Consider the following 21,489-nt stretch of genomic DNA (forward strand, 5'->3'; position numbering starts at 1 on the left):
TCCAGGGGGGATATCCGGCAGGCACATTAAAATTTCTTGAGATAAACTCTAGAATAAGGCATGTTGGGGGCATGCACTCCAGAACAATCCCCACGGCCAGCACCGTCACCTTGTTGCGTCAGGATCTGGTGGCCTATGAGCCGCTGCTCAAGGAATCCCTGGGGCGGTTCATCGCCTTCAAGGCCGGCCATCTTTTTTTCCCGCAAAGCCTGCCTGCGGAAACGCGCGGCGAGGATGGCGCCTACCGCGCCGCGCATCTTGCGCGGGAACGCAAGGTGCTGGTGCCGCTGCTGTTTGAGGGGAAATTGCTGGGGATGATGGTGCTCAAGGGGGTGAGCCTCAAGGCTCCCAAGACCACCCTGGCCAGCCTGCCACAGCTGGCGACGTCCTGTCTGGAGCAATTGTTTCTGCACAAACTGGCCACCAGCGATCCCCTGACCGGCCTGCCCCACCGCCAGGCCTTTCTGGCCGAGGTGGCCCGGGAAATCGACGCCGTGCGGCTGGCCTCACGTCCGCATTACACCCACAGCGCCGCAGCAGGCGGCCTGCAACTACCCCCGGACGCCGCCGTCGTCGAGGATGGCGCCGATCCCGCAGCCCTGCCGGCCTGCAGCGAAATAGACCCCATGCCCGCGGGCATTCCCTGGCGGGCCGCCATGGGGCTGGTGGCCGTGCAGCTTGGCGGTCTGGAGCACATTGTCCAGCGCGCCGGCCACTGTTTTGCCGAGGACGCCCTGCGCAAGGCGGCCCGGGCTCTGGCCCAGGCCCTGCCAGAAACCGCCCTGCCCGCCCGGGTTGGCGATGCGCTCTTTGCCGTGTTCGTGCGGGAAGCCACCCCCCGCCTGTGCCGGGAAACCGCCCTGGCCGTGCGGCAGGCCCTGGACGATCTGGTGCTGACCCACGAGGTGACGGGCTGCAATTTCCGCGTGGCCGCCAGTTGCGGACATGCCTGTTTTCCGCAGGACATCGACGGCAGTCAGGCCGAGCGCAATCCCGCGGAGCTGGCCCGCGTGCTCCTGGACCGCGCCCGCAAGGCCGCCGCTGCCGCCCGGGACGCCTCGCCGGAACGGGTATTCGCCTTCCGGCAGGTCCTGGAGGAAGGCGGCCGCGTCTCCCGCCTGCTGCCCATGCATCGCTGCATCATCACCCTGGGGGCCTCCCTGGGGGCGCAGGAGGGGCAGCGGTTCCTGGTCTGGGGCAAGGACAAGCCCCGCACCGCCGCCGGCGGCAACGGGCTCTCCCCGCTGTTCAAGGGCGAGCTGCTGATCATGGAGACCTCCCGCGAGCAGAGCCAGGCCGAGGTCATGCATCTTTCCGATCCTTCCTGGACCGTGGAGGTGGGCGACCGGCTCACCCTGGTCAGGGATGCGCGCAACGAGACCGTTCCCGGCGCCGCCACCCCTGGCGGCCCGGCGCGGGATCTGCTCACCGGCCTGCTGCTGTATCGCGATTTTCTGGAGCACCTGCGCAATGCCCGCGAGGCTCAGGATGTCTTCTCCCTGGCGTTGGTGCGCGTGCGGCCGAAAGCCTCCGACGGCGACGAGGCTGGGGAACGATTCCACGAGCACGCGGAACGGCTGGTGGCCGAAGCCGCCAGTCTGGCGCGCGAACTGCTGGGGCCGGAGGCGGTGGGCGGCCGCTTCAGCCTCAACAGCTGCATCTTTTTCCATCCCGGCCAGTCTGCAGAAGCCGTCCTCGCCGCACACAAGGCCCTGGCCGAACGCCTGGACCGCCGGGGCGTGGAGGCCGCCGTGGGCGTGGCCGGCTACCCGTTCCTGCATTACAGAAAGGCGGACATGCTGGACAATTGCCGCAAGGCCCTGGAGTATGCCCTGCTGCTGCCAGCTCCCCACCTGGGCCTGTGCGATTCCCTGGCCCTGACCATCCATGGCGACAAGCTGTTCAGCCAGAACGACCTCTTCAACGCCCTGGAAGAATACAAACTGGCCCTGCTGGCAGACGAAAACAACAATCTGGCCCGCGTCTCCCTGGGCGTGTGCGAGGCCCGGCTGGCCCGGCTGCCCCAGGCCAGGGAACACTTCGAGGAAGCCGTGACCCGGGATCCCAGCGATCCCAAGGCCCTGTACAATCTCGGCTGCGTCTGCCAACGCCAGGGAGAGGCCGCCGCCGCCCGCAAGGCCTTCCGTCGCTGCATCGCCCTGGACCCCGGCCACCTGTATGCCTATATCCGCCTTGGCCAACTGTCCGAAGCCGACGGCGCCCTGCCTCAGGCCCTGAGCTGGTTCAACAAGGCCGCGGCCCTGCACGGCGGGTATGCCCTCACCCGTCGCCCTCTGGCCCGCCTGTATCACACCATGGGCCGCCTGGAAGAAGCCCGCGAATGCCTGCACCAGGCCTTGTCCTACGATCCCAAGGACGCCCATTCCCTCCATCTGCTGGCCCGCATGTACCTGGACGCCGGCGAGGATCCCGAGCTGGCCAAGGTGCTGGCCTCGCAGAGCGTGGCCCTCATGCCCGGACATGCGCCCTTCATCAAGGAGCTGGCCCGCGCCCTGGACGCCCTGGGCCGGCCCCAGGATGCCAGGGATTGCCTGGCCAAGGCGCAGGGCATGTAGCCGCGCCCGTTCCCGGCTCTGCGCTTGCGCTTTTTAACTGAAGGTGTACCATGCGTTCATTACAGTTCCACCACACGCCAAGGGGGGACACCTATGGACGCGGGCACGCGCGCGATTGTTGTCATTGGAGGGACGGGATTCATCGGCCGGCTGCTTGTGCAGCGGCTCCTGGAGCGCGGCGAGACGGTGCGCATCGTCTCACGCCATCCGGACGGGCCGGGCGGGGCCTCCCGGGGCTTGCGGTCCCTGCCTTGGGCCGCTGCCGCCATGGCCTCCAACCATCTGGCCCTGTGCTCCTATGACGACCTGACCACCGCCCTGGACGGCTCGGCCGCCGTGGTCAATCTGGCCGGCGAGGACATTGCCGCCCGTCCCTGGACCGCCGCCCAGAAGCAGCGCATCCGCGACAGCCGCGTCTACAGCGTCCGAACCATGACTACCGCCCTGCGCGCCACGCAGTCGCCCCCGGCAGTGCTCCTCCAGGGCTCGGCCGTGGGCTACTACGGCGATGCCGGGGATGCCCTGCTGGACGAAACCGCCCCCCCCGGCAAAGGGTTCCTGGCCGAGACGGCCAAGGCCTGGGAAGATGAATCCCGGGACGTGCCGACCCTGGGCACTCGCCGTGTGCTGGTGCGCACCGGGGTGGTGCTGGATGCCGGCGGCGGCGTGCTGGATCGCATGCTTCCGGCCTTCAAATACTTTCTGGGCGGTCCGTTGGGCAACGGCAAGCAGTGGTTCCCCTGGATTCATCGCGAGGATGAGGTCCGGGCCATGCTGTTCTGCCTGGACACGCCGGATATTTCCGGCCCGGTGAACTTTGTGGCTCCCACCCCGGTCACCAACCGGGAATTCTGCCAGACCCTGGCCCGCGCCCTGCATCGAACCTGCGCCCTGCCCATGCCGGCGGCCATCCTCAAGCTGGCCCTGGGGCAAATGGCCAGGGAACTGCTGCTCGCCAGCCAACGCGTGACGCCGACCCGACTGCACGCCGCTGGGTTTGTCTTCACCTACCCGACCCTGGCCCTGGCGCTGCAAGCCATCCTGGGCAATTCCACCCACCGCCGGCAAGGAGGCCTCGCTGCATGACGTCCTCCCGCCGGCACGCACCCACATGCCCCTGCGAAAGGTGATGACGCATGCTGCCCAATCTGTTCGGCGACTCGACCATCCCGTCCATCGAGGACCGCGCGGCCGGGACTCCCGAGGCCCAGCCCCGCATTCTGGTGGTGGAGGACGAGCCCATCGTGGCCCTGGACATCCGCCGCCGTCTGGGCCACCTGGGCTATGCGGTGGTGGACTGCGTCTCCTCGGGCGAGGCCGCAGCCCGGGCCGCCGAGACCCAGCACCCTGATCTGGTGCTCATGGACATCATGCTGGAAGGCGACATGGACGGCATCGACGCCGCCGCCGTCATCCGCAAGCGGGCCAACATCCCCGTCATCTACCTCACCGCCTTTGCCGATGAGGAGACCCTGCACCGCGCCAAGATCACCGAGCCCTTCGGCTACATCATCAAGCCCTTCGAGGATCGGGAGCTGGAAACCTGCATCCAGATGGCCCTGTTCAAGCATAAGATGGATGCCCGGCTGCAACGCAGCGAACGCTGGCTCTCCACCACCCTGCGCTCCATCGGCGATGCCGTGATCTCCACAGACCGCGAGGGCCGCATCCGGTTCATGAACCCCGTGGCCGAGCATTTGTGCGCCATGCCCAAGGGCCATGCCCTGGGCCAGCCCCTGCAGACCGCCCTGCGCATCCTGGATGAAAACACGGGCGAGGACCTGGGCATTCTGGTGGATAACGCCCTCCGGCAGCGGCGCAGCTTCTGCCTCAAGGAATCCGCCATCCTCGTCTCCCGCAAGGGGGAAGAGCGGCCCATCGACCTTTCCGCCTCGGCCATCGTGGGCGAATCGCCCTTTGCGGAACAGGAGGGCGACATCCACGGCGTGGTCCTCGTGTTTCGGGACATGACCGATGCCCGCCGCACCGAGGCCGCCCTCAAGGATAGCGTGCGCACCCTGGGCCGCACCCTGGAAGAGATTGTCGCCGCCCTGGCCACCACCACCGAAAAACGCGACCCCTACACCGCCGGCCACCAGTTGCGGGTGGGCACCATCGCCGAGGCCATCGCCCGGGACATGCGCCTGACCGAGGACCAGATCCAGGGCATCCGCGTGGCCAGCCTGCTGCACGACATCGGCAAAATCTACATCCCGGCAGAAATCCTCTCCAAGCCGGCCATGCTCACCATCCATGAAATGAATCTGATGAAGACCCACCCCGAGGTGGGATACGACATCCTCAAAGGCATCTCCTTCCCCTGGCCGGTGGCCGAAATGGTGCTGCAGCACCACGAACGGCTGGACGGCACCGGCTACCCCCGCGGCATGCGCGCCGATACCATCCTTATGGAGTCCCGCATCATCATGGTGGCCGACGTGGTGGAAGCCATGAGCTCCCACCGCCCCTACCGCGCCGCCCTGGGCCTGGACCTGGCCCTGGAAGAGATTGAAATGCATGCCGGAACACGCTACGATCCCCTGGCCGTGCGGCACTGCCTGCGGCTGTTCCGGGAACGCGGCTTCGCCATCACCTGATCGCCTCGCGCGACGGACCTGCGGCACCGGAGCTGCCCCTTCTGCCGAATCTCAACTCTGCGGCCGCATCCCGGCCTGCATGGATGCGCTGCATGCCAACCGATTCTCACGATGCCGTCTGCCAGGTGCTGGACACCATCCGCGCCGTGGAGGTGGTGGACAAGCCCGGAGACGAAGACGCCAGGGATCTGGCCCACACCATGCGGGACTGGCTCAAGTCCCGGGGGGTGGCCGTGCGTTGCTGGACCAACCAGCTCGGCTCGAACTCCCGCGCCCGCAGCGTGGAGCCGCAGTTCAAGAGCGATCTGGTCATCGTCATTGGCGGGGACGGCACCTTCCTGAGCGTGGCCCGGCAACTGCCGCAGCCATCGCCGGCCATCCTGGGCTTCAATCTGGGCAAGGTGGGCTTTTTGACGGAGCTGTGCCCCGGCGCCTGGCGGGAGGCCCTGGCCCAGGTGCTGGAAGTGGGCGTGGCCGTGCACCAGCGCATGGCCCTGGGCTGGATGATCCGCCGCGGCGGCTCGCCCGTGGCTGCCGGCAAGGCGGTGAACGAGCTGGTCATCAGCCGGGGCAACGTGGCCAAGCTGGCCGTGCTGGACATCGCCGTCCAGGACGAGCGGCTGGGCGCCCTGCGCTGCGACGGGCTCATGGCCTCCACGCCCTCGGGCTCCACGGGCTATGCCGTTTCCGCCGGCGGCCCGCTCATCCATCCCGATGTGGATGCCTATTGCCTCACCCCGATCTGCCCGTTTCTGGACACCTTCTACCCGCTGGTGCTGCCCTGCACCCGGCGCACGGAAGTGACGCTGCTGCCCTGCCGCTCTGAAGTCTGGCTGACCATTGATGGCCAGGAGGGCTGGCCCCTGCAGACGGGGGACACGGTGCAGATCGAAGGCCTGCCCAGGGCTCTGCGTTTTGCCACCCTGCAGGGGTCCAACTACCTGCAACGGCTCAAGGTGAAAGGCTTCCTCCACCGCAATGCCGATCCTGGCCTTAGCTGGCAGGAGTACGGCTGCGAAGCCGCCGCGCCCATCCCTCCGACCGCCGAACCCCCACAGGACCCGCATGAGTGACAGACTGCCGCCCATCCAGAACATGGTGGAGCTGCGCAAGGGAGTCGATGCCGATCTCGACGCCTGGCTGCTGCATTGCATCACCCAGAACAACCTTGAATATCTCATCAATCCGCACTCCAACGCCTCCCCGGAGCAGTTGCGGTTCATGGTCTGCCTGGATGAGGATCAGGTGTACATCCCCTGCTCCGATGTGCTGTTCCAGGATCTGATGGCGCCGGAGCTCACCCAGGGGCTGCTGCGCGGCTATCTTGTCTGTTGGAAGGTCTTGGTGCGTCTGGCGCATCAGCATATCAAGGATCCGTACATCCGCCGCACCATCTTCCAGTTCGCCCGCCGGCAGTTCCAGGGCACGCTGCATCATCACATCCTCATCCCCTCGCGGCTGATGAAGCGGTTGCAGAACATCTTTTCCAGCCTCACCGGCATCGACGATCCCTACCTTGAGCGCAAGCAGCAGTATAACCAGCGCGCCCAAGCCTTTCTGGACAGCCCAGTGCTGGAGTCCCTGCTGTACGCCTGCCCGGCCAGCTCGCTTTCCTGCGCGCGCATCAAGGATCTGCGCTGGGAACTGGATCTGCTGGAACTGCAGCGGCTGTTCATGCTCTCGTCCTGGGTGGATCTCTGGCACGAGGACACGCCCAACATCCTGCAGGCCCGCGAGATTCTGGCCCAGCCCTGCACCGAATTCGACCGCCTGACGGACATCTTCGGCCCCGACCACCCCGAGCCCCTCAAGATCCTCTACCTGCCCAACGCCTCGGGCGGGATCCTGTTCGATATCCGCATCATCCGCTGCCTGCTGCGCATGGGGCACAAGGTGATCCTGGCCCTGAAAAGCGGCTTCTACTTCCAGACGCCCACCATCTGGGACGTGGACCGCGATCCCGTGCTGGCCAAGGCCCTGGCCGGGGCGCACTGCATTGCAGACAGCAGCCTGGGCAAGAACGCCCTGCTCAAGACCCTGCGCGAACATCAGTTCGTCATCATCGGGGACGGCTCCCAGGAGCGCTGCAACCTGTACCGCTCCTCCGTCACCTTTGCCCGGGCCTGGAAGGAAGCGGATGTGATCATCGCCAAGGGCGAACCCCATGTGCGCCGGCTCATCCAGACGGGCCACCAGTTCACGCGCACCATCTGCTGCTTCCACCGCGACGAGCGCGGCTTCCACCTGCACGTCAAGGAAAAGCCGGCCCACGTGCACAAGCACACCGAGGCCGGCCTGCGGGCCAAGGCCGGGCAGATCATCCAAAGCATGCGCGAGGCCAAGGTCCAGGGCCGACGGCCCATGTTCTATTCCGCCATCATCGGCTCCATCCCCGGACAGACCAAAACCGCCATCCGGGTGGTGACGGCCTTTGTGACGCATTTGCGGGCCAACCTGCGCGGGGCGTTCATCATCAACCCTGCCGAGCACTTCGAGCCCGGCCTGGACGGCGACGACCTGATGTTCATGTGGGAACAGGTGCAGCGCTCCGGCCTGCTGGAGGTGTGGCGATTCCAGACCGTGGCGGACGTGGAGAAAAGCTTCGAGCTGCTGGACGAGCCCATGCCCGCGGCATGGATCGGCAAGGACGCCACCTTCTCCACCGGCTGCACCAAGGAGATGCGCATCGCCCTGGACATGCAGCGCGAGCACCCGGAAATGCAGATCCTCGGGCCGCCGCCGGAGCACTTCTTCCGCCGCCAGGAATATGGGGTGGGTCTGTACCACGATGCCGGCATCGTGGCGCGATAACAACACCGGCCCCCCGGGGGCCTTCCAGACGGCTGGTCTCAATGGTGGTGGCAATGGAATCCCGGCAACAACGACGAAGGGGTCACACCGCAAGGCGTAACCCCTTCATTTTATTTGCTGGCGGAGAGGGAGGGATTCGAACCCTCGATCAGGGTTTAAGCCCCGATACCCGCTTAGCAGGCGAGCTCCTTCGGCCGACTCGGACACCTCTCCAGAATGCGACACGCTGCGCTGCGACACAGCTGCATGCGCGAATTGGTACTTTTAGCTACACGGCCCGTATTTGTCAAGCACATCCGATCCGGGCCAGAAGCCGGCCCGGCCATGGTTCCGCGAGCCTGCACCTGTGCCACACAGGGATTGACCCGCACCGCAATCCCCTGTACTGCGCTTCATGCCTCGTGCGAAGTTGCCGCCTCGACCATGAAGGACCATGGGGCGCGGTGCGGCCGAAGCCCCCTTTCCCGTTTTGGATGCCTTGCGCTGCGCCATTGCGCAGCGTTTTTTTGTGCAACAAAAACTCGCCGCACCTTCGGCAGATGCACTGCCTCTGCAGGGCTGCTCCTGCCGTGTGCGCAATAGCGTTGCTGCAGCGTGCGTTGCGCCCATGATGAATGGCTTGCACGCTGCGCATGTGAAATTCAGGGCAAAATTGCATGCCCGTATTTACAGCGCTGCACTTGTGCTGTATGAGCATACATACAGCAATTCACGCGAGGAGCCACCTATGGATGATTATCTGAAAGAAGCCTTGGAAATTGTAAAAGCGCAGGCGAGCGTTCGCACCATGACCGAAGAGGAAATCACCTCCATGGTGCAGAAGCTTGCGGAAGGTTTCCGGGGCATCAGCGGCGATACGGTCGTGGAAGAGGACGGCGCGCAAGGGCCTGCCATGGACCCCAAAAAGGCCGTGAAGGAAAAGTCCGTCACCTGCCTTGAGTGCGGCAAGACCTTCAAAATCCTCACCAAGAAGCACCTGGGCACCCACGGGCTCACCCCTGAGGCGTACCGCGAAAAGTACGGCTACAAGAAGGGCGCGCCGCTGGTCTCCAAGGGCCTGCAGCGTGAGCGCCGCAAGAAGATGAAGGACATGAAGCTCTGGGAAAAGCGCAAAAAGGTCGGCGAATAGCTGCCGTTCCACTTGCATCCCCCAAAAGACATGCCCTGCAGACGGGCCGTGCCATGCACTTGGCGCGGCCCGTTTTGTTGTGTCGCCGCATGCGTATCGGGATGCAGTGTGCTTCTAGAGCATGTTGCCCTTGAAAAAGGACGTTGCGAGAGTTCTTTTCAAAAACAACGCGCTCTACTGGCGGCTTCCGCCTTCCGCCACCATGGGCGCCGGTGGCAGCCGCACCACGAACCGGGCCCCGGTTCTGCCCGGCCCCGGGGGGGAGACGGCCCGGATATCGCCGCCATAATGCCGCACGATGTTGCGACAGATGGCCAGGCCCAGCCCGGAGCCCTTGTGCGCGCGCCGGATGCCTTCGTCGCCCGGGGCATGCTGGAATTTCTCGAAGATACGATGCAGATCCGCGGCGGGAATGCCGGGGCCGGCATCCTCCACGGCCAGTTCCACAGCCCCCGTCTCCGTCAACCGGCCGATGATGCGGACAGGCCCCTCTTCGGTGACCTTCAGGGCATTGTCCAACAGATGGACCACCACCTGCTGCAGGCGGTCGCGATCCATCAGCAGCGGCGGCAACGTGGGCGCCAGATCCACCTGCAGCGTCACCCGCGTGCGATCCGCAATCTGGCTGGCCAGGCTGGCCACACTTTTTTCCACCACGCCCGCCAGGGTGATCACCTCATCGCGCCATTCGCTCTTGCCAGCCTCGATGTTGGAAAGATCCAGCAGGTCATCCACCAGACGGCCCAGCCGGGCCCCCTCCTCCTGCACAATGCGCAGGTTGTCCAGGATGCGGCTGGCAGCGGCATCAATGGCAGCGGCATCGCCAGGGGGGCGGCGCGTGGCCGCCTCACGGATGACCGGCAGCAGCCGGCGCTGTAATTCCTTGCGCACCAGCACCACAAAACCGAATACCGAGGTCAGGGGGGTGCGGATTTCCTGGGACACGGCAGAGAGCAGCTCCGTCTTGAGCTGGTCCAGTTCCTTGAGCCGGACGTTCATGGCCTCGGCCTCTCGCGTGGCCGCCTGCAGGGAACGCTGCAACTCCTTGCGGGTGGTGATGTCGCGAATGACGCATACGGCTTCGTCGCGTCCGCCATTGGGCGCATGCCGCAGTGGCGCCACCCGGGCCTCGAACCATGCGCCGCGCAGGGAGAACACCACCTCTTGCACGGCGTCGGCACCTGTGGAAATCCCCATGGCGGCGCGGGCAGCCCCGGAAAGCAGCCGGGCGCACGGCAGGGGCAGCAGTTCCTCCAGGAACCGGCCCTGGCCCAGGGGCGCCCCCGGCGGCGGCGAGACGCTGGCCGGCAGGGTAAAGAGGGTGCTGGCGTCGTTAAGGACCTCCACCACGCGGCCGGAATCGTCCAATACAAAGGCGGCGTCCGGCATGGCGGCCAGCACGGCCTGCAGCCGGGCCTTGGTGGCGCGCAGCGCTGCGGCCTGCCGCGTGCGGCGCGTGTTGACCACCGCAAGGTGAAACGCAATCAACCCCAGTACCGCCAGCAATCCCGCGGCAGTCAACGTGGCTGGCAGGTGATTCTCCAGCAGGCGCGCGGGCGTGTCCCACCAGAAAGACGGCGGCTGGGCGTGCGCCATCCTGCCGGGCCACAGCACTGCGGCTGCAAGGGCGGCAACGGTCCATGCAGTACGCAAGGACCGGCGATATCTGCGATTGCAACAAGTGGAACGGCTGGGCATGGACTCTTTGCTGGGGATGGGTATATACGCCTGGGGCAGAACGTATCAGAAAATCCCATCCACGCAACCCTGTTCCATCACGCCACCGCGGAAACGTCTTGCTGCGCCACCACCTCGCCCCTTCGTCCACCACCCGCCTGGCTCATCTTTCGGATCTGCATTTCGGCGACCAGCCCGGCGGCCTGGCCCGATCCCTGGCCCTGGCCCTGGAGCATGCCGCCCCGGATCTGGTGATCGTCAGCGGCGATCTCACCCAGCGCGCCCGGCCCGGCCAGTTCCTGGAGGCCAAGGCCTGGCTGGACGCCCTGGCCCGCCCCGTCCTGCTGGTGCCCGGCAACCACGATCTCCCCCTGCTCGCCCTGTGGTCCCGGCTGTTGCGACCGCGGCGACGGTTCCAGCAACTGGCGACCATGGATCGGGCGCCGTGCTGGCGTTCGGAGCAGGTGCTGGTGCACGGGGCGGACTCCACCCGCCGCTGGCGCTGGAAATCCGGTCGGGCCCCAGGCTGGTGCGGCGGCGCAGGGGCTGGTCAGGTGCGGGTGCTGGCCGTGCATCACCCCCTCGGTGGCACTCCCCGACCCCACCCGCCCGCAGTCACGGCCATGCCCATGGCCGACGTGGTACTGGCCGGACACGACCATCACTCCCGGGTGGAACTGCTGCGCACGGCCACCACCCCGGCCGGGGTGCTGCAGCTGGTGGCCGGCACGGCCCTCTCCCGCCGTCTGCGCGGCGAAGCCAACAGCTTTTTGCTGCTCGACGTGACCGTGAATCCCCTCGGCGGCCAACACGCAACGGCCTGCCTGCAGGTGCAGCGCTGGGAGCACGCCGACGACGGCTTTGCACCGGCCGCCGCGCAGGCTTTTTCCAAACAGCTCGGCCAGGACGACACCGGCTGGACAGCCTGGCAGGAACCAGTCATTGAGTGCACACGGAGGGACTGAATGCGCAACAAATTCCTGGGAACCGGCCAGCCCGGCTATCATCCCCTCAGAAAAATCCGCATCTGCCTGCACGGTCTGGCCCTGGCCATGCGCTACGATTTCAGCGTGGCATACAAGCTGGCGCTTTCGGCCGTGGTGCTGGCGGTGGCCCTGCTGATGCGCGATACCGTGGATGTGCTGCTGGTGGCCGTGGCCACGGCCCAGATGCTCATGGCCGAAATCTTCAACAGCGCCCTGGAGGCGGTGTGCGACTACCTGACAGCCCGGGAGGACCGCCGGGTGGCGGCCATCAAGGACATGGCGGCCGCAGCGGCCGGCCTGTCCATCGCTGCCTGGGTGGCCGTGCTGGTGGGCGAGGTGGTGCTGGCCTTCATGTAACAGGAGCAGGAACAGGGACGATCAATCGCCGTTGTCGAGCTCCTGCATGCGGTCCACGGGTGAAGGCGCCTGCTCATCCGAGGCGCGACGCTCGAACCGCCGGCCGGTGATTTCTTCGTACAAATCCAGGGCCTCGGGGAACTCCCCACGCATGATGAGAGCCTGCAGGGCATGCTTTTCCGCCTGTTCCCGGTCGCCCATGAAGAGAAAGGCCCTGGCCAGATTGAAGTACAGCGCCTCGTTGTCCGGGGTGAGTTCAATGGCCCGCCGGTAGGCGTGCACCGCGCCGCGATAGTCGCCCTGGCGGCGCAGCTTGACGCCCAGGGTATTGAACGGGTTTGGTGTCTTGTTCTCGTACTTGAGGATCTGGATAAAGAGTTCCTTGGTTTCCTCCAGCTTGTCCAGCTGCGCGTACACCTCGGCGGCCTTTTGCAGATACCGGGCATGGGCGGCGGTTTCGCCCTTGCCCTTGTAGGCCTCGGCCAGCCCCTTGTAGGCTTCGGCGAACAGATCATTGATCTGCACGGCTTTCTTGAAAGCGACGATGGCTTTGCCGTACTTGCCGTCCATCAGGTAGCGCATGCCCATGTCGTAGTAGCGGTGGGACTCGTCCTGCTCCGTCACCAGCTCCTCAAAGGACTCGATGGCTTCGTCAAAGGCGCCGGCTTCCACCAGCTCCCTGCCCTCGCGCACCTGTTCCTGCTCTATTTCCGTAAACATTTCCGTGCGCTGAGCCAGGCGAATATGCCGCTCAAAGGTGGCAATGGAATACGGCCGCAGGATGTAGCCCCCGACGCCAGCGCTGATGCTGTCCAGCACGCGATCACGCCGGGCCTCGGCCGTGACCATGATGACCATGGTCTGCCGCAATTCCGGCACCTGGCGCAGCCGGCGCATGAACTCCAGGCCGGGCATGTCCTCCAGCTCGGAATCCAGAAGCACCAGGGGCACACTATAATTGCGCAACAACTCCAGCGCCTTGACGCCTGAGGCAAGGACGTGAATCTTCTCCGGCTTCATCCGCGCCAGCGCCATTTTGTCATGCTTGGCATGCATGGGCTTGCCGGTGAGGATGAGGATCGCACGGATGGGGAGATCGGCCATGGGCTGCGTTGTCCTTATCGATGAAAGATGCGTGAAACTAGGCAAAAACACGCGCCTTGACAAGGCACGTCAGACAGGTTCAAGGAGTCAACGTCTCCCTGATTTTTTGGAGCAGAATATCCGAAACGCTGTGGAGGTTTCCATGCAGCGCGAACGACTCGAATACATGGACTGGTTGCGGGTGCTGGCCACGGCGGCGGTGGTGCTCTTCCATTGCTGCATGTTTTTCACCCCGGTAGACTGGCACATGAAAAACGCCACCACGAGCACCGCGCTGTTCCTGGCGGTGGCGGTGATGGATTTGTGGCTGATGCCGCTGTTTTTCCTGCTGTCCGGCATGGCCAGCTGGCTTTCCCTGGGCGGCCGCAGCCCCTGGCGCTATGTGCAGGAGCGAAGCCTGCGTCTCCTGATCCCATACTACGGGGTCGGCGTGTTTGTGCTGCTGCCGCCGCAGTGCTGGTTCGACCGCATCACCCATGCAGGCCTGACGGAAAGCTTTTTGTCCTTCTATCCAGACTACTTTAGCACATTGCACCTTGGCCCGTCGCCGTTTTTCCTGGGGTTCTGGTCCGGGCATCTGTGGTTCCTGCGCATGCTCTTTCTGGTGTCCATGGCCGGCCTGCCCATTGTGCTGGCCTTGCGCTCGGCCTGGGCGCAGGGCTGGCTGGAACGCCGCGCCGAGGCCCTGGCCGGGCTGGTGCCGAGCCGGCGGACAGGGTTGCAGGCCCTGGTGACCCTGACGCCGTTTCTGCTCCTGGTCAGCGCCATGGACCTGATGCTGCGGCCCATGCCCGGCCGCTTCACCTGGGAGAGCTTCGGCTGTTTTCTGACACACTTCATCATCGGCGCCTGTCTGATGACCTCTCCCAGACTCCGGGACGCGCCAGCCAGGGCCTGGGCCTGGCTGCTGGGTCTGGCCCTGCTCTGCACCCTCCTCTACCTTGGCATGATGCTTGGCGGTTTCGCCTCGCCGCTGACGGGGGATCTGCCGTATTGGAAGGTGGTGCTCGTGCGGCTTGTCCGGGGCGGCGGCATCTTCGGCTGGGTGGCGGCGTTGCTCGGCCTGGGCATGCGTTTTCTGCCGGCCGGCGGCCCTGCCCTGCGCGCCATGGCCGCGGCGGCCATGCCGGTCTACATCCTGCATCAGACGGTGCTGCTCATCATCGGCGCGTTCGTCATCCCGAGGGATTGGAGCATCGCCGGCAAATTCTCCGTCATCGCCGTGGTGTCCTCGATCCTCATCGTGCTGCTGGTGCGGTATGCCATCTGGCCATACCGCTGGGTGCGCTTCGCCTTCGGCATGAAATAACTCGCCGGCCGGGGCCGTCGTTCAGCGCGGCGGCCCCAGCAGCAGCATTTCAGACAGGGTCAGATCCACCTTGGGCCGCGGCCCGGCCAGGGTCTCGCGGAAGGCGCGGTCCACGGCAGCCAGTTCCTGGTAGAACGGCGTGCGGTCCATGGGATCGCCGGCGCCGGTCATGGCCAGGGCCTCATAGCGCGGACAGCCGGGAAACGCGTGCGTCTCCCGACCGGGAGGCGTGATGACGTGCGCCACGCCATGCAGCCGGCAGATCATGAAGCGATGCGCATAGATGCCGCACAGCCCGGCCTGGTTCATGGGGCACATGGCCTGGGGAGTCTCGCCCAGGGCCAGGGCACGCTGCACTTCCGTGAGATTGGCCTGCGCCAACGCCAGGAACTGCGCCTGCGCCTCGGGCGAATGGCCCTTGATTCCTTCCAGAAAATACGCCCATTCCACCATGGTGTGGTGCTGGAAGTGGCTCACGCAGCAATTGTGGGCGCAGTCTGCGCAGGTGAACTGCACGCGGTCGGCGGCTGCCTGATAGGCGGCATCCATTCTGGAATACAGATCAGCCAACCGGGCGAAGCATTGCTTGCGCCGGCGGGAGCGTTGCACGGGATTCATGAGCGGGAGCGTTCCTTGAGCCAGTGGATGATGTGGTCGGCCACGGCCTCCGGGGCCAGGCCGTCGGTTTCGACATGATGATCCGCCGCTGCGGCATAGAGCGGTTCGCGCTCAAGCACCAGGGCGTCCAGAGTCTGCCCCGGCGCGATGGCCAGACCGCGTGTCCCGCAGGCCTGCAGCCGCGCCGTCACCGTGGCCGGCGAGGTCCGCAGCCAGATCACGGGCCCCCGGGACTGCAGGTGGCGCATGGCGTTGGCGGAATAGATGACGCTGCCGCCGGTGGAAACCACGGCCCGGGCCAGCCACAGCCCACCGACAATGCCGGCTTCGGCCTCCAGAAAGGCGTCGCGCCCCAGGGCCTGGTACAGCGGCTCCAGCTCCATGCCGTAGAAGGCCTCGATGAGGGAATCCGTATCCAGATGCCCGCATTCGAGGGTCCGGGCCAACAGCCGGCCCACGGTGGACTTGCCCGAGCCGGACATGCCCACCAGGGTGAGCACCGGCGCAGGCGCGCCCGCAGTCTGGGCAGGCAGCAGGGCCTCGAACAGCGTGGGAGCGGCGGGAGCCAGGGAAGGCAGTTGCATGGGGCGCACTCTAGCGATGGAGGCCAGGGAAGGCAATGGCACCATTGCACACTGCCTGCAGCGGCCCATGACACGACCAAAACGCCAAAAGCCCGACCCCGTGTTGTGCGGGGCCGGGCTGAAAGCACAGAAGGTACATGGCACTCGTGCGCCATACCCGCCGCCAAGCGGCAGGCGATTAGCGCTTGGAGTACTGGAACCGGGCGCGGGCGCCGCGCTGGCCGTACTTTTTACGCTCTTTCTTGCGGGCGTCGCGGGTGAGGAAGCCGGCCCGCTTGAGCACGGTGCGCAGTTCGGGGTCAAGCTCAAGCAGGGCGCGGGCAATGCCGTGGCGCACAGCTTCGGCCTGGCCGGCCACGCCGCCGCCAGCCACGCTGGCCTTGACGTCCAGCTGGCCCAGCTTGCTGGTGGCCTGCAGCGGCTGCCGCACAAACACCTGCAGGCAGGGACGGGGGAAATATTCTTCCATCGGGCGCTCATTGATGAGAATCTGCCCGGTGCCAGGATACAGGCGAGTGCGGGAGGTGGCCGTTTTACGACGGCCGGTACCGTAATGAAAATCGCTCATGGAATCACTCCGAATGCTGGGCGAAATTAGATGTCGAGGACAGCCGGCTGCTGGGCGGCATGGGGATGATCCGGCCCGGCATAGACTTTGAGCTTCTTGAGCAGGGCGCGGCCCATGCGGTTGCGGGGCAGCATGCCCTTGACCGCGTGCAGGATGACACGCTCGGGGTGACGGTCCAGCATATCCTTGAGGGCCGTCTCCTTGAGACCGCCGGGGAAGCCGGAATGACGGTAATACTTTTTCTGTTCCAGCTTTTTGCCGGTGACCTTGATCTTTTCGGCATTGACCACCACGATGAAATCCCCGGTATCAATAAACGGGGTAAACTCGGGCTTGTGCTTGCCGTGCAGGCGGCGGGCGATCTCAGTGGCCAGCCGGCCGAGAATCTTGTCTTCAGCATTCACCACGAACCAGTCGCGGCGAATGTCCTTGGGCGTGGGGGTGAAGGTCTTCATGCCGTCCTCGTTGCAGCAAAACGATCAGGACGCTCCCGACGTACGGCGGGGAGCGACCGGAACTGTTCGGTTGGGCTCCACAATCTTCTGTGACGCAAAGACGGATCATATAGTCCCCCGGGCGCGCTCGTGTCAAGCGCTTTTCCGGCGAAGGCAGATCCCGGCCTGGATATTTTTACACCACAGCGCGTTGACCCCTGATGGGGCGCAGGATAGAGTCCGCCGCATGACGCTTGGAGGCCTCCCCATGTACGCATCCACACAACGACTCTGCGCCTGGAGCACCAGACTCGGCAGGGGCGCGCTGTGCGCCGCGCTGGTCGCGGTGTTCCTGCCGGCCTGTTCCAAAACCACCATCGATCCTGCCCGGTACGGCCAGTCCAATGGGCAATACGCCCAGCCGGCGGCCCCGGTCGCGGGGCAATCCGGGACACTGCAGGAAACAACCCTGAGTGAAGCGCCCGCCGCACCAGTCGCACCCGCGCCTGCCGGTGTTGCGTCCGTGCCCATCGTCGCGGCACAGCCGGCGCAACCATATTATGACCCCTACGCAGCACCTGCCGCGCCGGCACCGGTTGCGCCTGCGCCACCCGCTCCCTCCGGCAGGTCCGACGGCCCCTTTGCCCCCTCTGCCGAAGAGGAGCTGGCCGCCCTGCGCTCGGCCAGTCAGGCGCCCCCTGCGCCGGCCGCGCCCCCGGCCCCCCGGCCCGCCGCCGGCACTGCCGCCGGAGCCACCGTGTACCAGCTCCAGGCGTTTCTGGATCGCACCCGGGCGCAGGCCTACCGCGATCAACTGGCCGCCAAGGGACACGATGTCTTTTTCGAAGAGGCCCTGGTCAACGGCCAACAGTACACCCGCGTACTGATCCGCCTGCATGGCACCGAGCAGGAACGCCGGGGCGTGCTCAACGGGCTGGGTGCGCCCGACGCCAGGCCCCGACGCGCCCCCCCGCCCGCCGCGCCGGCGCCGGTGTCCCAGACGGTGCCCCTGACCAAGCCGGCGGCCGTGCCCATTGCGGCCACGACTGCCACGGCCGCGAGTGTCGCGACGGTGCCGGGCTCCATCCCGGTGGTCACGCCCCCTGCCCAGCCTGTTCCGGCAGCCCCGGCAGTCCCGGCAGCCAGGCCCAGCCCGGCAGCACAGCAGCCCACGGCCGCCGGACGGCCGGAATGCCAGGTGACAGCCACGCACCTCCAGACCGCAGGCGTTGGCCTGCCCGGAGCCGGTTCGCCATTGATGATCGAAAAACAGGCCCGCGAAGACGCCACCCGCAACCTGCTCCTCTGTGTGGATACCTACCGCAAGGAACGCGGCCAGGTTCCCCAGCACTACACCATGCAGGCCGACATCCCCCCGGGACTACTCCAGGTGGGCGATGTGGACCTGCAGCCCGACGGCTCGGTGCGCGCCGTCATGCGCATCCGTCTTGCCGACCTGCCGCAGCTCGACGTGCAGGTTCTGGACTGACCCCCCATGCCATCCATCCGCAAAAGCCTGCTGCAATTCATTTTCTCCGGCGCATTCATGAAGCGCTGGAACGACAAGCTGCGCCCCATGGAACTGCAGGAAGTGGACAAGCAGGCGCACAAGATGATCGCCGCCTGGGCCCTGTACCGCATCGCCGCCGCCGACATGCCCCGGCAGGAGGCCCTGGATCTGGGCGAGCGCATTGTGGAAGGCGCGCTGTTCGACTATTTTTACCGCCTGATCATCACAGACATCAAGCCACCAATTTTCTATCAGATCAAGGCCAATCCGGATCATTACCAGCTGCTTACGGAATGGGTGCTGGAGCAGCTGGAGCAGCGGGTGGTACCCCTGGGGCAGGACCTCTGGCAGCGCCTGCGGGCCTATCTGCTGCTGCAAGGCCCGGCCGTGGACCAGGACCCGGCCCGGCGCATCCTGGCCGCGGCGCATCTGTACGCCAGCAACTGGGAATTCAATCTCATCAAGGGACTCTCCCCCCTGGACGACGAGCTGCAGGAAATTGACGCGTCCTTCAAGGACGGCCTCACCGCCCTGCTGGACATCCCCGGCGTGGACCAGCTCCTGGCCGGGCACACCTCCCCCCTGGGCCGGTTCCTGCATCTGTGCGGGCAGCTGCGCTTTCAGAAACGCTGGTCCCAGACGCCGCGCGTGCCGGAAACGTCCGTCCTCGGCCACATGTACATCGTGGCCTGCTACGGCTACTGCTTTTCCCTGGCCGTGGATGCCTGCCGCGCCCGGCGGGTGAACAATTTCTTTTCCGGCCTGTTCCACGACCTGCCCGAACTGCTCACCCGGGACATCATCTCCCCGGTGAAGAAATCCGTGCAGCACATCTCTGAACTTATTGAAGAATACGAGAAAAAGGAGCTGCAGCGCCGGGTGCTCCTGCCCCTGGAGCGCAGCGGGCATCCCGAGCTGGTGGCCGATTTGCGCTTTCACCTGGGTCTGGATGTGGGCGGCGAGTTCGTCCCGTCCATCCTCAATCAGGAGACGGGCCAGCGCGAGGCCGTGAGCGAAGAAGCCCTGTTCGCCCATTGCAACGAGGATCGCTTTGATCCCAAGGACGGCCAGCTCCTCAAGGTCTGCGATACCCTGGCTGCCTACATCGAGGCCTATACCGCCCTGCGCAACGGCATCTCCTCGGAGCAGCTCCAGGAAGGCCTCTGGCGCATGCGCAGCCGCTACCAGAACCTGACCCTGGGCAAGGACCTGCACATCGGCGCGCTGCTGGCGGATTTTGATTAGGGCACGTTAATTTTGCAAAAGGACGTTGCGAGAGGGGAAACCTTTTTGCAAAAGGTTCTCCCCTCTCGCGCTCNGGGGAAGAACCTTTCTTTAGAAAGGTTTTCCCCCGAGAACTCTTTTCTACAGATCACTTGCCCTATCCCAGCAGCAGCCTGTCCGAGGCGAGTGTTTCCCCGCGGATGGCGTAGAACTGCTGCAGCAGGTCGTCCACGGTAAGGGCGCGCTTGGCCTCGCCTTCCAGATCCAGAATGACTTCGCCCTGGTGCAGCATCACCAGCCGGTTGCCCAGGGCAATGGCCTGGCGCATGTTGTGCGTGACCATCAGGGTGGTCAGCTTTTGGGCATCCACGATTTTCTGTGTCAATTCAAGAATCTGCTGGGCCGTTTTGGGATCCAGGGCCGCGGTATGCTCGTCCAGCAGCAGCACTTCGGGCCGGACCATGGTGGCCATGAGCAGAGTCAGGGCCTGACGCTGCCCGCCGGAGAGCAGGCCCACCTGATCCTTGAGACGGTCTTCCAGGCCCAGGCCCAGTTCCCGGAGCCGCTCGCGGAAAAGGTCGCGATCGTCGCGGGTCACGCCGGCGGCAAATCCCCGGCGTTTGCCGCGGCGCATGGCCAGGGCCAGATTCTCTTCGATGGACAGGGAGGCGCTGGTGCCCTTGAGGGGATCCTGAAACACGCGGCCGATGAAGCGCGCGCGCTTCCACTCGGGCCAGGTGGTCACGTCCTGATCGGAAAGCACCAGCCGGCCGGCGTCGGGGATGATGGTCCCGGCCATGCAGGAAAGCATGGTGGACTTGCCCGCGCCGTTGGAGCCGATGATGGTGATGAAGTCCGCCCGCTCCACGATGAGATCCAGCCTGTTGATGGCCAGGACCTCGTTGATGGTGCCCTTGTTGAAATACTTGACGACCTTCTCAAGAACGAGCACGGGCCTGCACCTTTTGCTTGAGTTGCGGGGAAACCAGCGCCAGCACCACCAGAATGGCGGTGATGAGGTTGATGTCCGACGGGGTGAAGGAGAAGGCCCCCAGCTTGAGGGAGAGCGCCAGGGCGATGGCCAGGCGATAAATCACCGACCCCAGCAGGGCCGCGGCAATGCGCCGGCCAATGCTGCGCGCGCCAAACAGCGTCTCGCCCACAATCACCGACGCCAGCCCGGCCACGATGACCCCCACGCCCATGTTCACATCCGCCGCGCCCTGGCTCTGGGCCACCAGGGCCCCGGCCAGCGCCACCAGCGCGTTGGAAAGGCCCACCCCGGCGATGATCATCTTGTGCGTGTCCACGCCCTGGGCGGTAATCATCTGCGGGTTGTCCCCCGTGGCCCGCATGGCCTGCCCCTGCTCCGTATTCAGAAACCAGACCAGCAGCCCCACCACCACCACAGCCATGACGCCAAAGAGCAGCGGCCCGGCCACGGCCTGCGTCAGGCCCAGGGAAAAAAGCGGATCCAGCACGCTCTGCTGGTTCAGCAGCGCCATGTTCGGCCGGCCCATGATGCGGATATTGATGGAATACAGGGCAATCATGGTCAGGATGGAGGCCAGCAGGTGCAGGATCTTGAATTTTGTGTTCAGGATGCCCGTGACCATCCCGGCCACGAACCCGGCCAGCATGGCCGGCACGCAGGCCAGATACGGATCCCAGCCGTTGGTGATGCACACCGAGGCCACCGCCGCACCCAGGGGCAGGCTGCCGTCCACGGTCAGGTCCGGAAAATGCAACACCCGAAAGGTGATATACACCCCCAGCACCATCAACCCATACACAAAGCCCTGCTCCAGGGCTCCGGAAAACGCATACCATGTCATGAACGGCACCACTCCGGGGGCTCTGCCCCCACGCCCCCGCCGGGGGAAATGATTTCCCCCGGTCCCTTCGATTTCGTGGCGGCCGGCAACACCAGTCGCCGGCCGCCACGAACGAATGCGGGGCCAGAGGGACGATCCCCCTGGCAGGGGGTGCAGGGGGACGACGCCCG

19 protein-coding genes and 1 tRNA gene are annotated in these 21,489 nt (G+C 65.6%); 11 read left to right on the forward strand and 9 right to left on the reverse strand.

Annotated elements, in window-relative coordinates; all coding sequences use genetic code 11:
* Positions 1-71 precede the first annotated feature (71 nt).
* The 5 genes from DGI_RS15165 (at position 72) to DGI_RS15185 (ending at position 7,984) form a co-directional block, all read left to right on the forward strand.
* Positions 72-2,576 (forward strand): tetratricopeptide repeat-containing diguanylate cyclase, encoded by a 2,505-nt coding sequence (locus tag DGI_RS15165; RefSeq protein ID WP_021762071.1) that lies wholly within the window; start codon positions 72-74, stop codon positions 2,574-2,576.
* A gap of 93 nt (positions 2,577-2,669) precedes the next feature.
* Positions 2,670-3,662 (forward strand): TIGR01777 family oxidoreductase, encoded by a 993-nt coding sequence (locus tag DGI_RS15170; RefSeq protein WP_021762072.1) that lies wholly within the window; start codon positions 2,670-2,672, stop codon positions 3,660-3,662.
* A 50-nt stretch (positions 3,663-3,712) separates the two neighbouring features.
* The gene (locus DGI_RS15175; RefSeq protein ID WP_193787665.1) at positions 3,713-5,173 is read left to right on the forward strand and encodes an HD domain-containing phosphohydrolase; all 1,461 of its coding nucleotides are present in this window, start codon (positions 3,713-3,715) and stop codon (positions 5,171-5,173) included.
* A 92-nt stretch (positions 5,174-5,265) separates the two neighbouring features.
* A complete protein-coding gene (locus DGI_RS15180; protein ID WP_051286494.1) occupies positions 5,266-6,246 on the forward strand; it encodes an NAD(+)/NADH kinase in 981 nt (326 codons plus the stop codon).
* Positions 6,239-7,984 (forward strand): ARMT1-like domain-containing protein, encoded by a 1,746-nt coding sequence (locus DGI_RS15185; RefSeq protein WP_021762075.1) that lies wholly within the window; start codon positions 6,239-6,241, stop codon positions 7,982-7,984. Before DGI_RS15180 ends, DGI_RS15185 begins: the two co-directional genes overlap by 8 nt.
* Positions 7,985-8,102: 118 nt before the next feature.
* Here the strand turns inward: DGI_RS15185 and DGI_RS15190 are convergent.
* Positions 8,103-8,197 (reverse strand) — tRNA-Ser (locus tag DGI_RS15190).
* A gap of 514 nt (positions 8,198-8,711) precedes the next feature.
* On the opposite strand from DGI_RS15190, the gene DGI_RS15195 reads away from it, so the two are divergent.
* Positions 8,712-9,113 carry a MucR family transcriptional regulator gene (locus tag DGI_RS15195; protein WP_021762076.1) on the forward strand — a complete coding sequence of 134 codons (402 nt, stop codon included), beginning with the start codon at positions 8,712-8,714 and terminating at the stop codon, positions 9,111-9,113.
* Between the two features lie 174 nt (positions 9,114-9,287).
* Here DGI_RS15195 and DGI_RS17545 read toward each other — a convergent pair whose 3' ends face one another.
* Positions 9,288-10,709 (reverse strand): sensor histidine kinase, encoded by a 1,422-nt coding sequence (locus DGI_RS17545; RefSeq protein WP_051286492.1) that lies wholly within the window; start codon positions 10,707-10,709, stop codon positions 9,288-9,290.
* Positions 10,710-10,909: 200 nt separating this feature from the next.
* Here DGI_RS17545 and DGI_RS15205 point away from each other — a divergent pair, with 200 nt between their 5' ends.
* Both DGI_RS15205 and DGI_RS15210 read left to right on the forward strand, forming a co-directional pair.
* Positions 10,910-11,755 (forward strand): metallophosphoesterase family protein, encoded by an 846-nt coding sequence (locus DGI_RS15205; RefSeq protein WP_021762078.1) that lies wholly within the window; start codon positions 10,910-10,912, stop codon positions 11,753-11,755.
* The gene (locus DGI_RS15210; RefSeq protein ID WP_021762080.1) at positions 11,756-12,133 is read left to right on the forward strand and encodes a diacylglycerol kinase; all 378 of its coding nucleotides are present in this window, start codon (positions 11,756-11,758) and stop codon (positions 12,131-12,133) included.
* Positions 12,134-12,154: 21 nt separating this feature from the next.
* Here the strand turns inward: DGI_RS15210 and DGI_RS15215 are convergent, their stop codons facing one another.
* Entirely contained in the window at positions 12,155-13,237 is a 1,083-nt protein-coding gene (locus tag DGI_RS15215) for a tetratricopeptide repeat protein (RefSeq protein ID WP_021762082.1), read from the reverse strand.
* A gap of 142 nt (positions 13,238-13,379) precedes the next feature.
* On the opposite strand from DGI_RS15215, the gene DGI_RS17550 reads away from it, so the two are divergent.
* Positions 13,380-14,546: an acyltransferase family protein gene (locus tag DGI_RS17550; RefSeq protein ID WP_158407345.1), complete on the forward strand. Its 1,167-nt coding sequence runs from the start codon at positions 13,380-13,382 to the stop codon at positions 14,544-14,546.
* A gap of 21 nt (positions 14,547-14,567) precedes the next feature.
* Here DGI_RS17550 and DGI_RS15225 read toward each other — a convergent pair whose 3' ends face one another.
* The 4 genes from DGI_RS15225 to rplM all read right to left on the reverse strand — a co-directional run bounded on the left by DGI_RS15225 (position 14,568) and on the right by rplM (position 16,771).
* Positions 14,568-15,164: a hypothetical protein gene (locus tag DGI_RS15225; protein ID WP_027193091.1), complete on the reverse strand. Its 597-nt coding sequence runs from the start codon at positions 15,162-15,164 to the stop codon at positions 14,568-14,570.
* Positions 15,161-15,748 carry a shikimate kinase gene (locus DGI_RS15230; RefSeq protein ID WP_021762087.1) on the reverse strand — a complete coding sequence of 196 codons (588 nt, stop codon included), beginning with the start codon at positions 15,746-15,748 and terminating at the stop codon, positions 15,161-15,163. Before DGI_RS15230 ends, DGI_RS15225 begins: the two co-directional genes overlap by 4 nt.
* A gap of 178 nt (positions 15,749-15,926) precedes the next feature.
* Positions 15,927-16,316, reverse strand: coding sequence for a 30S ribosomal protein S9 (gene rpsI, locus DGI_RS15235; RefSeq protein ID WP_021762089.1), 390 nt, complete (start codon positions 16,314-16,316; stop codon positions 15,927-15,929).
* A 26-nt stretch (positions 16,317-16,342) separates the two neighbouring features.
* Positions 16,343-16,771, reverse strand: a complete 429-nt coding sequence (rplM, locus tag DGI_RS15240) for a 50S ribosomal protein L13 (RefSeq protein WP_021762091.1) — start codon at positions 16,769-16,771, stop codon at positions 16,343-16,345.
* Between the two features lie 247 nt (positions 16,772-17,018).
* Here rplM and DGI_RS15245 point away from each other — a divergent pair, with 247 nt between their 5' ends.
* Both DGI_RS15245 and DGI_RS15250 read left to right on the forward strand, forming a co-directional pair.
* Positions 17,019-18,239, forward strand: coding sequence for an SPOR domain-containing protein (locus DGI_RS15245; RefSeq protein WP_027193089.1), 1,221 nt, complete (start codon positions 17,019-17,021; stop codon positions 18,237-18,239).
* 6 nt (positions 18,240-18,245) lie between these two features.
* Entirely contained in the window at positions 18,246-19,505 is a 1,260-nt protein-coding gene (locus DGI_RS15250) for an HD domain-containing protein (RefSeq protein ID WP_021762093.1), read from the forward strand.
* Positions 19,506-19,641: 136 nt separating this feature from the next.
* Here DGI_RS15250 and DGI_RS15255 read toward each other — a convergent pair whose 3' ends face one another.
* Together DGI_RS15255 and DGI_RS15260 are read right to left on the reverse strand one after the other, a co-directional pair.
* Positions 19,642-20,436: an ABC transporter ATP-binding protein gene (locus tag DGI_RS15255; protein ID WP_021762094.1), complete on the reverse strand. Its 795-nt coding sequence runs from the start codon at positions 20,434-20,436 to the stop codon at positions 19,642-19,644.
* Positions 20,423-21,319: an ABC transporter permease gene (locus DGI_RS15260; protein ID WP_021762095.1), complete on the reverse strand. Its 897-nt coding sequence runs from the start codon at positions 21,317-21,319 to the stop codon at positions 20,423-20,425. Before DGI_RS15260 ends, DGI_RS15255 begins: the two co-directional genes overlap by 14 nt.
* Positions 21,320-21,489 lie beyond the last annotated feature (170 nt).

It is taken from the genome of Megalodesulfovibrio gigas DSM 1382 = ATCC 19364 (assembly GCF_000468495.1).
Taxonomy (GTDB): Bacteria; Desulfobacterota; Desulfovibrionia; order Desulfovibrionales; family Desulfovibrionaceae; genus Megalodesulfovibrio; species Megalodesulfovibrio gigas.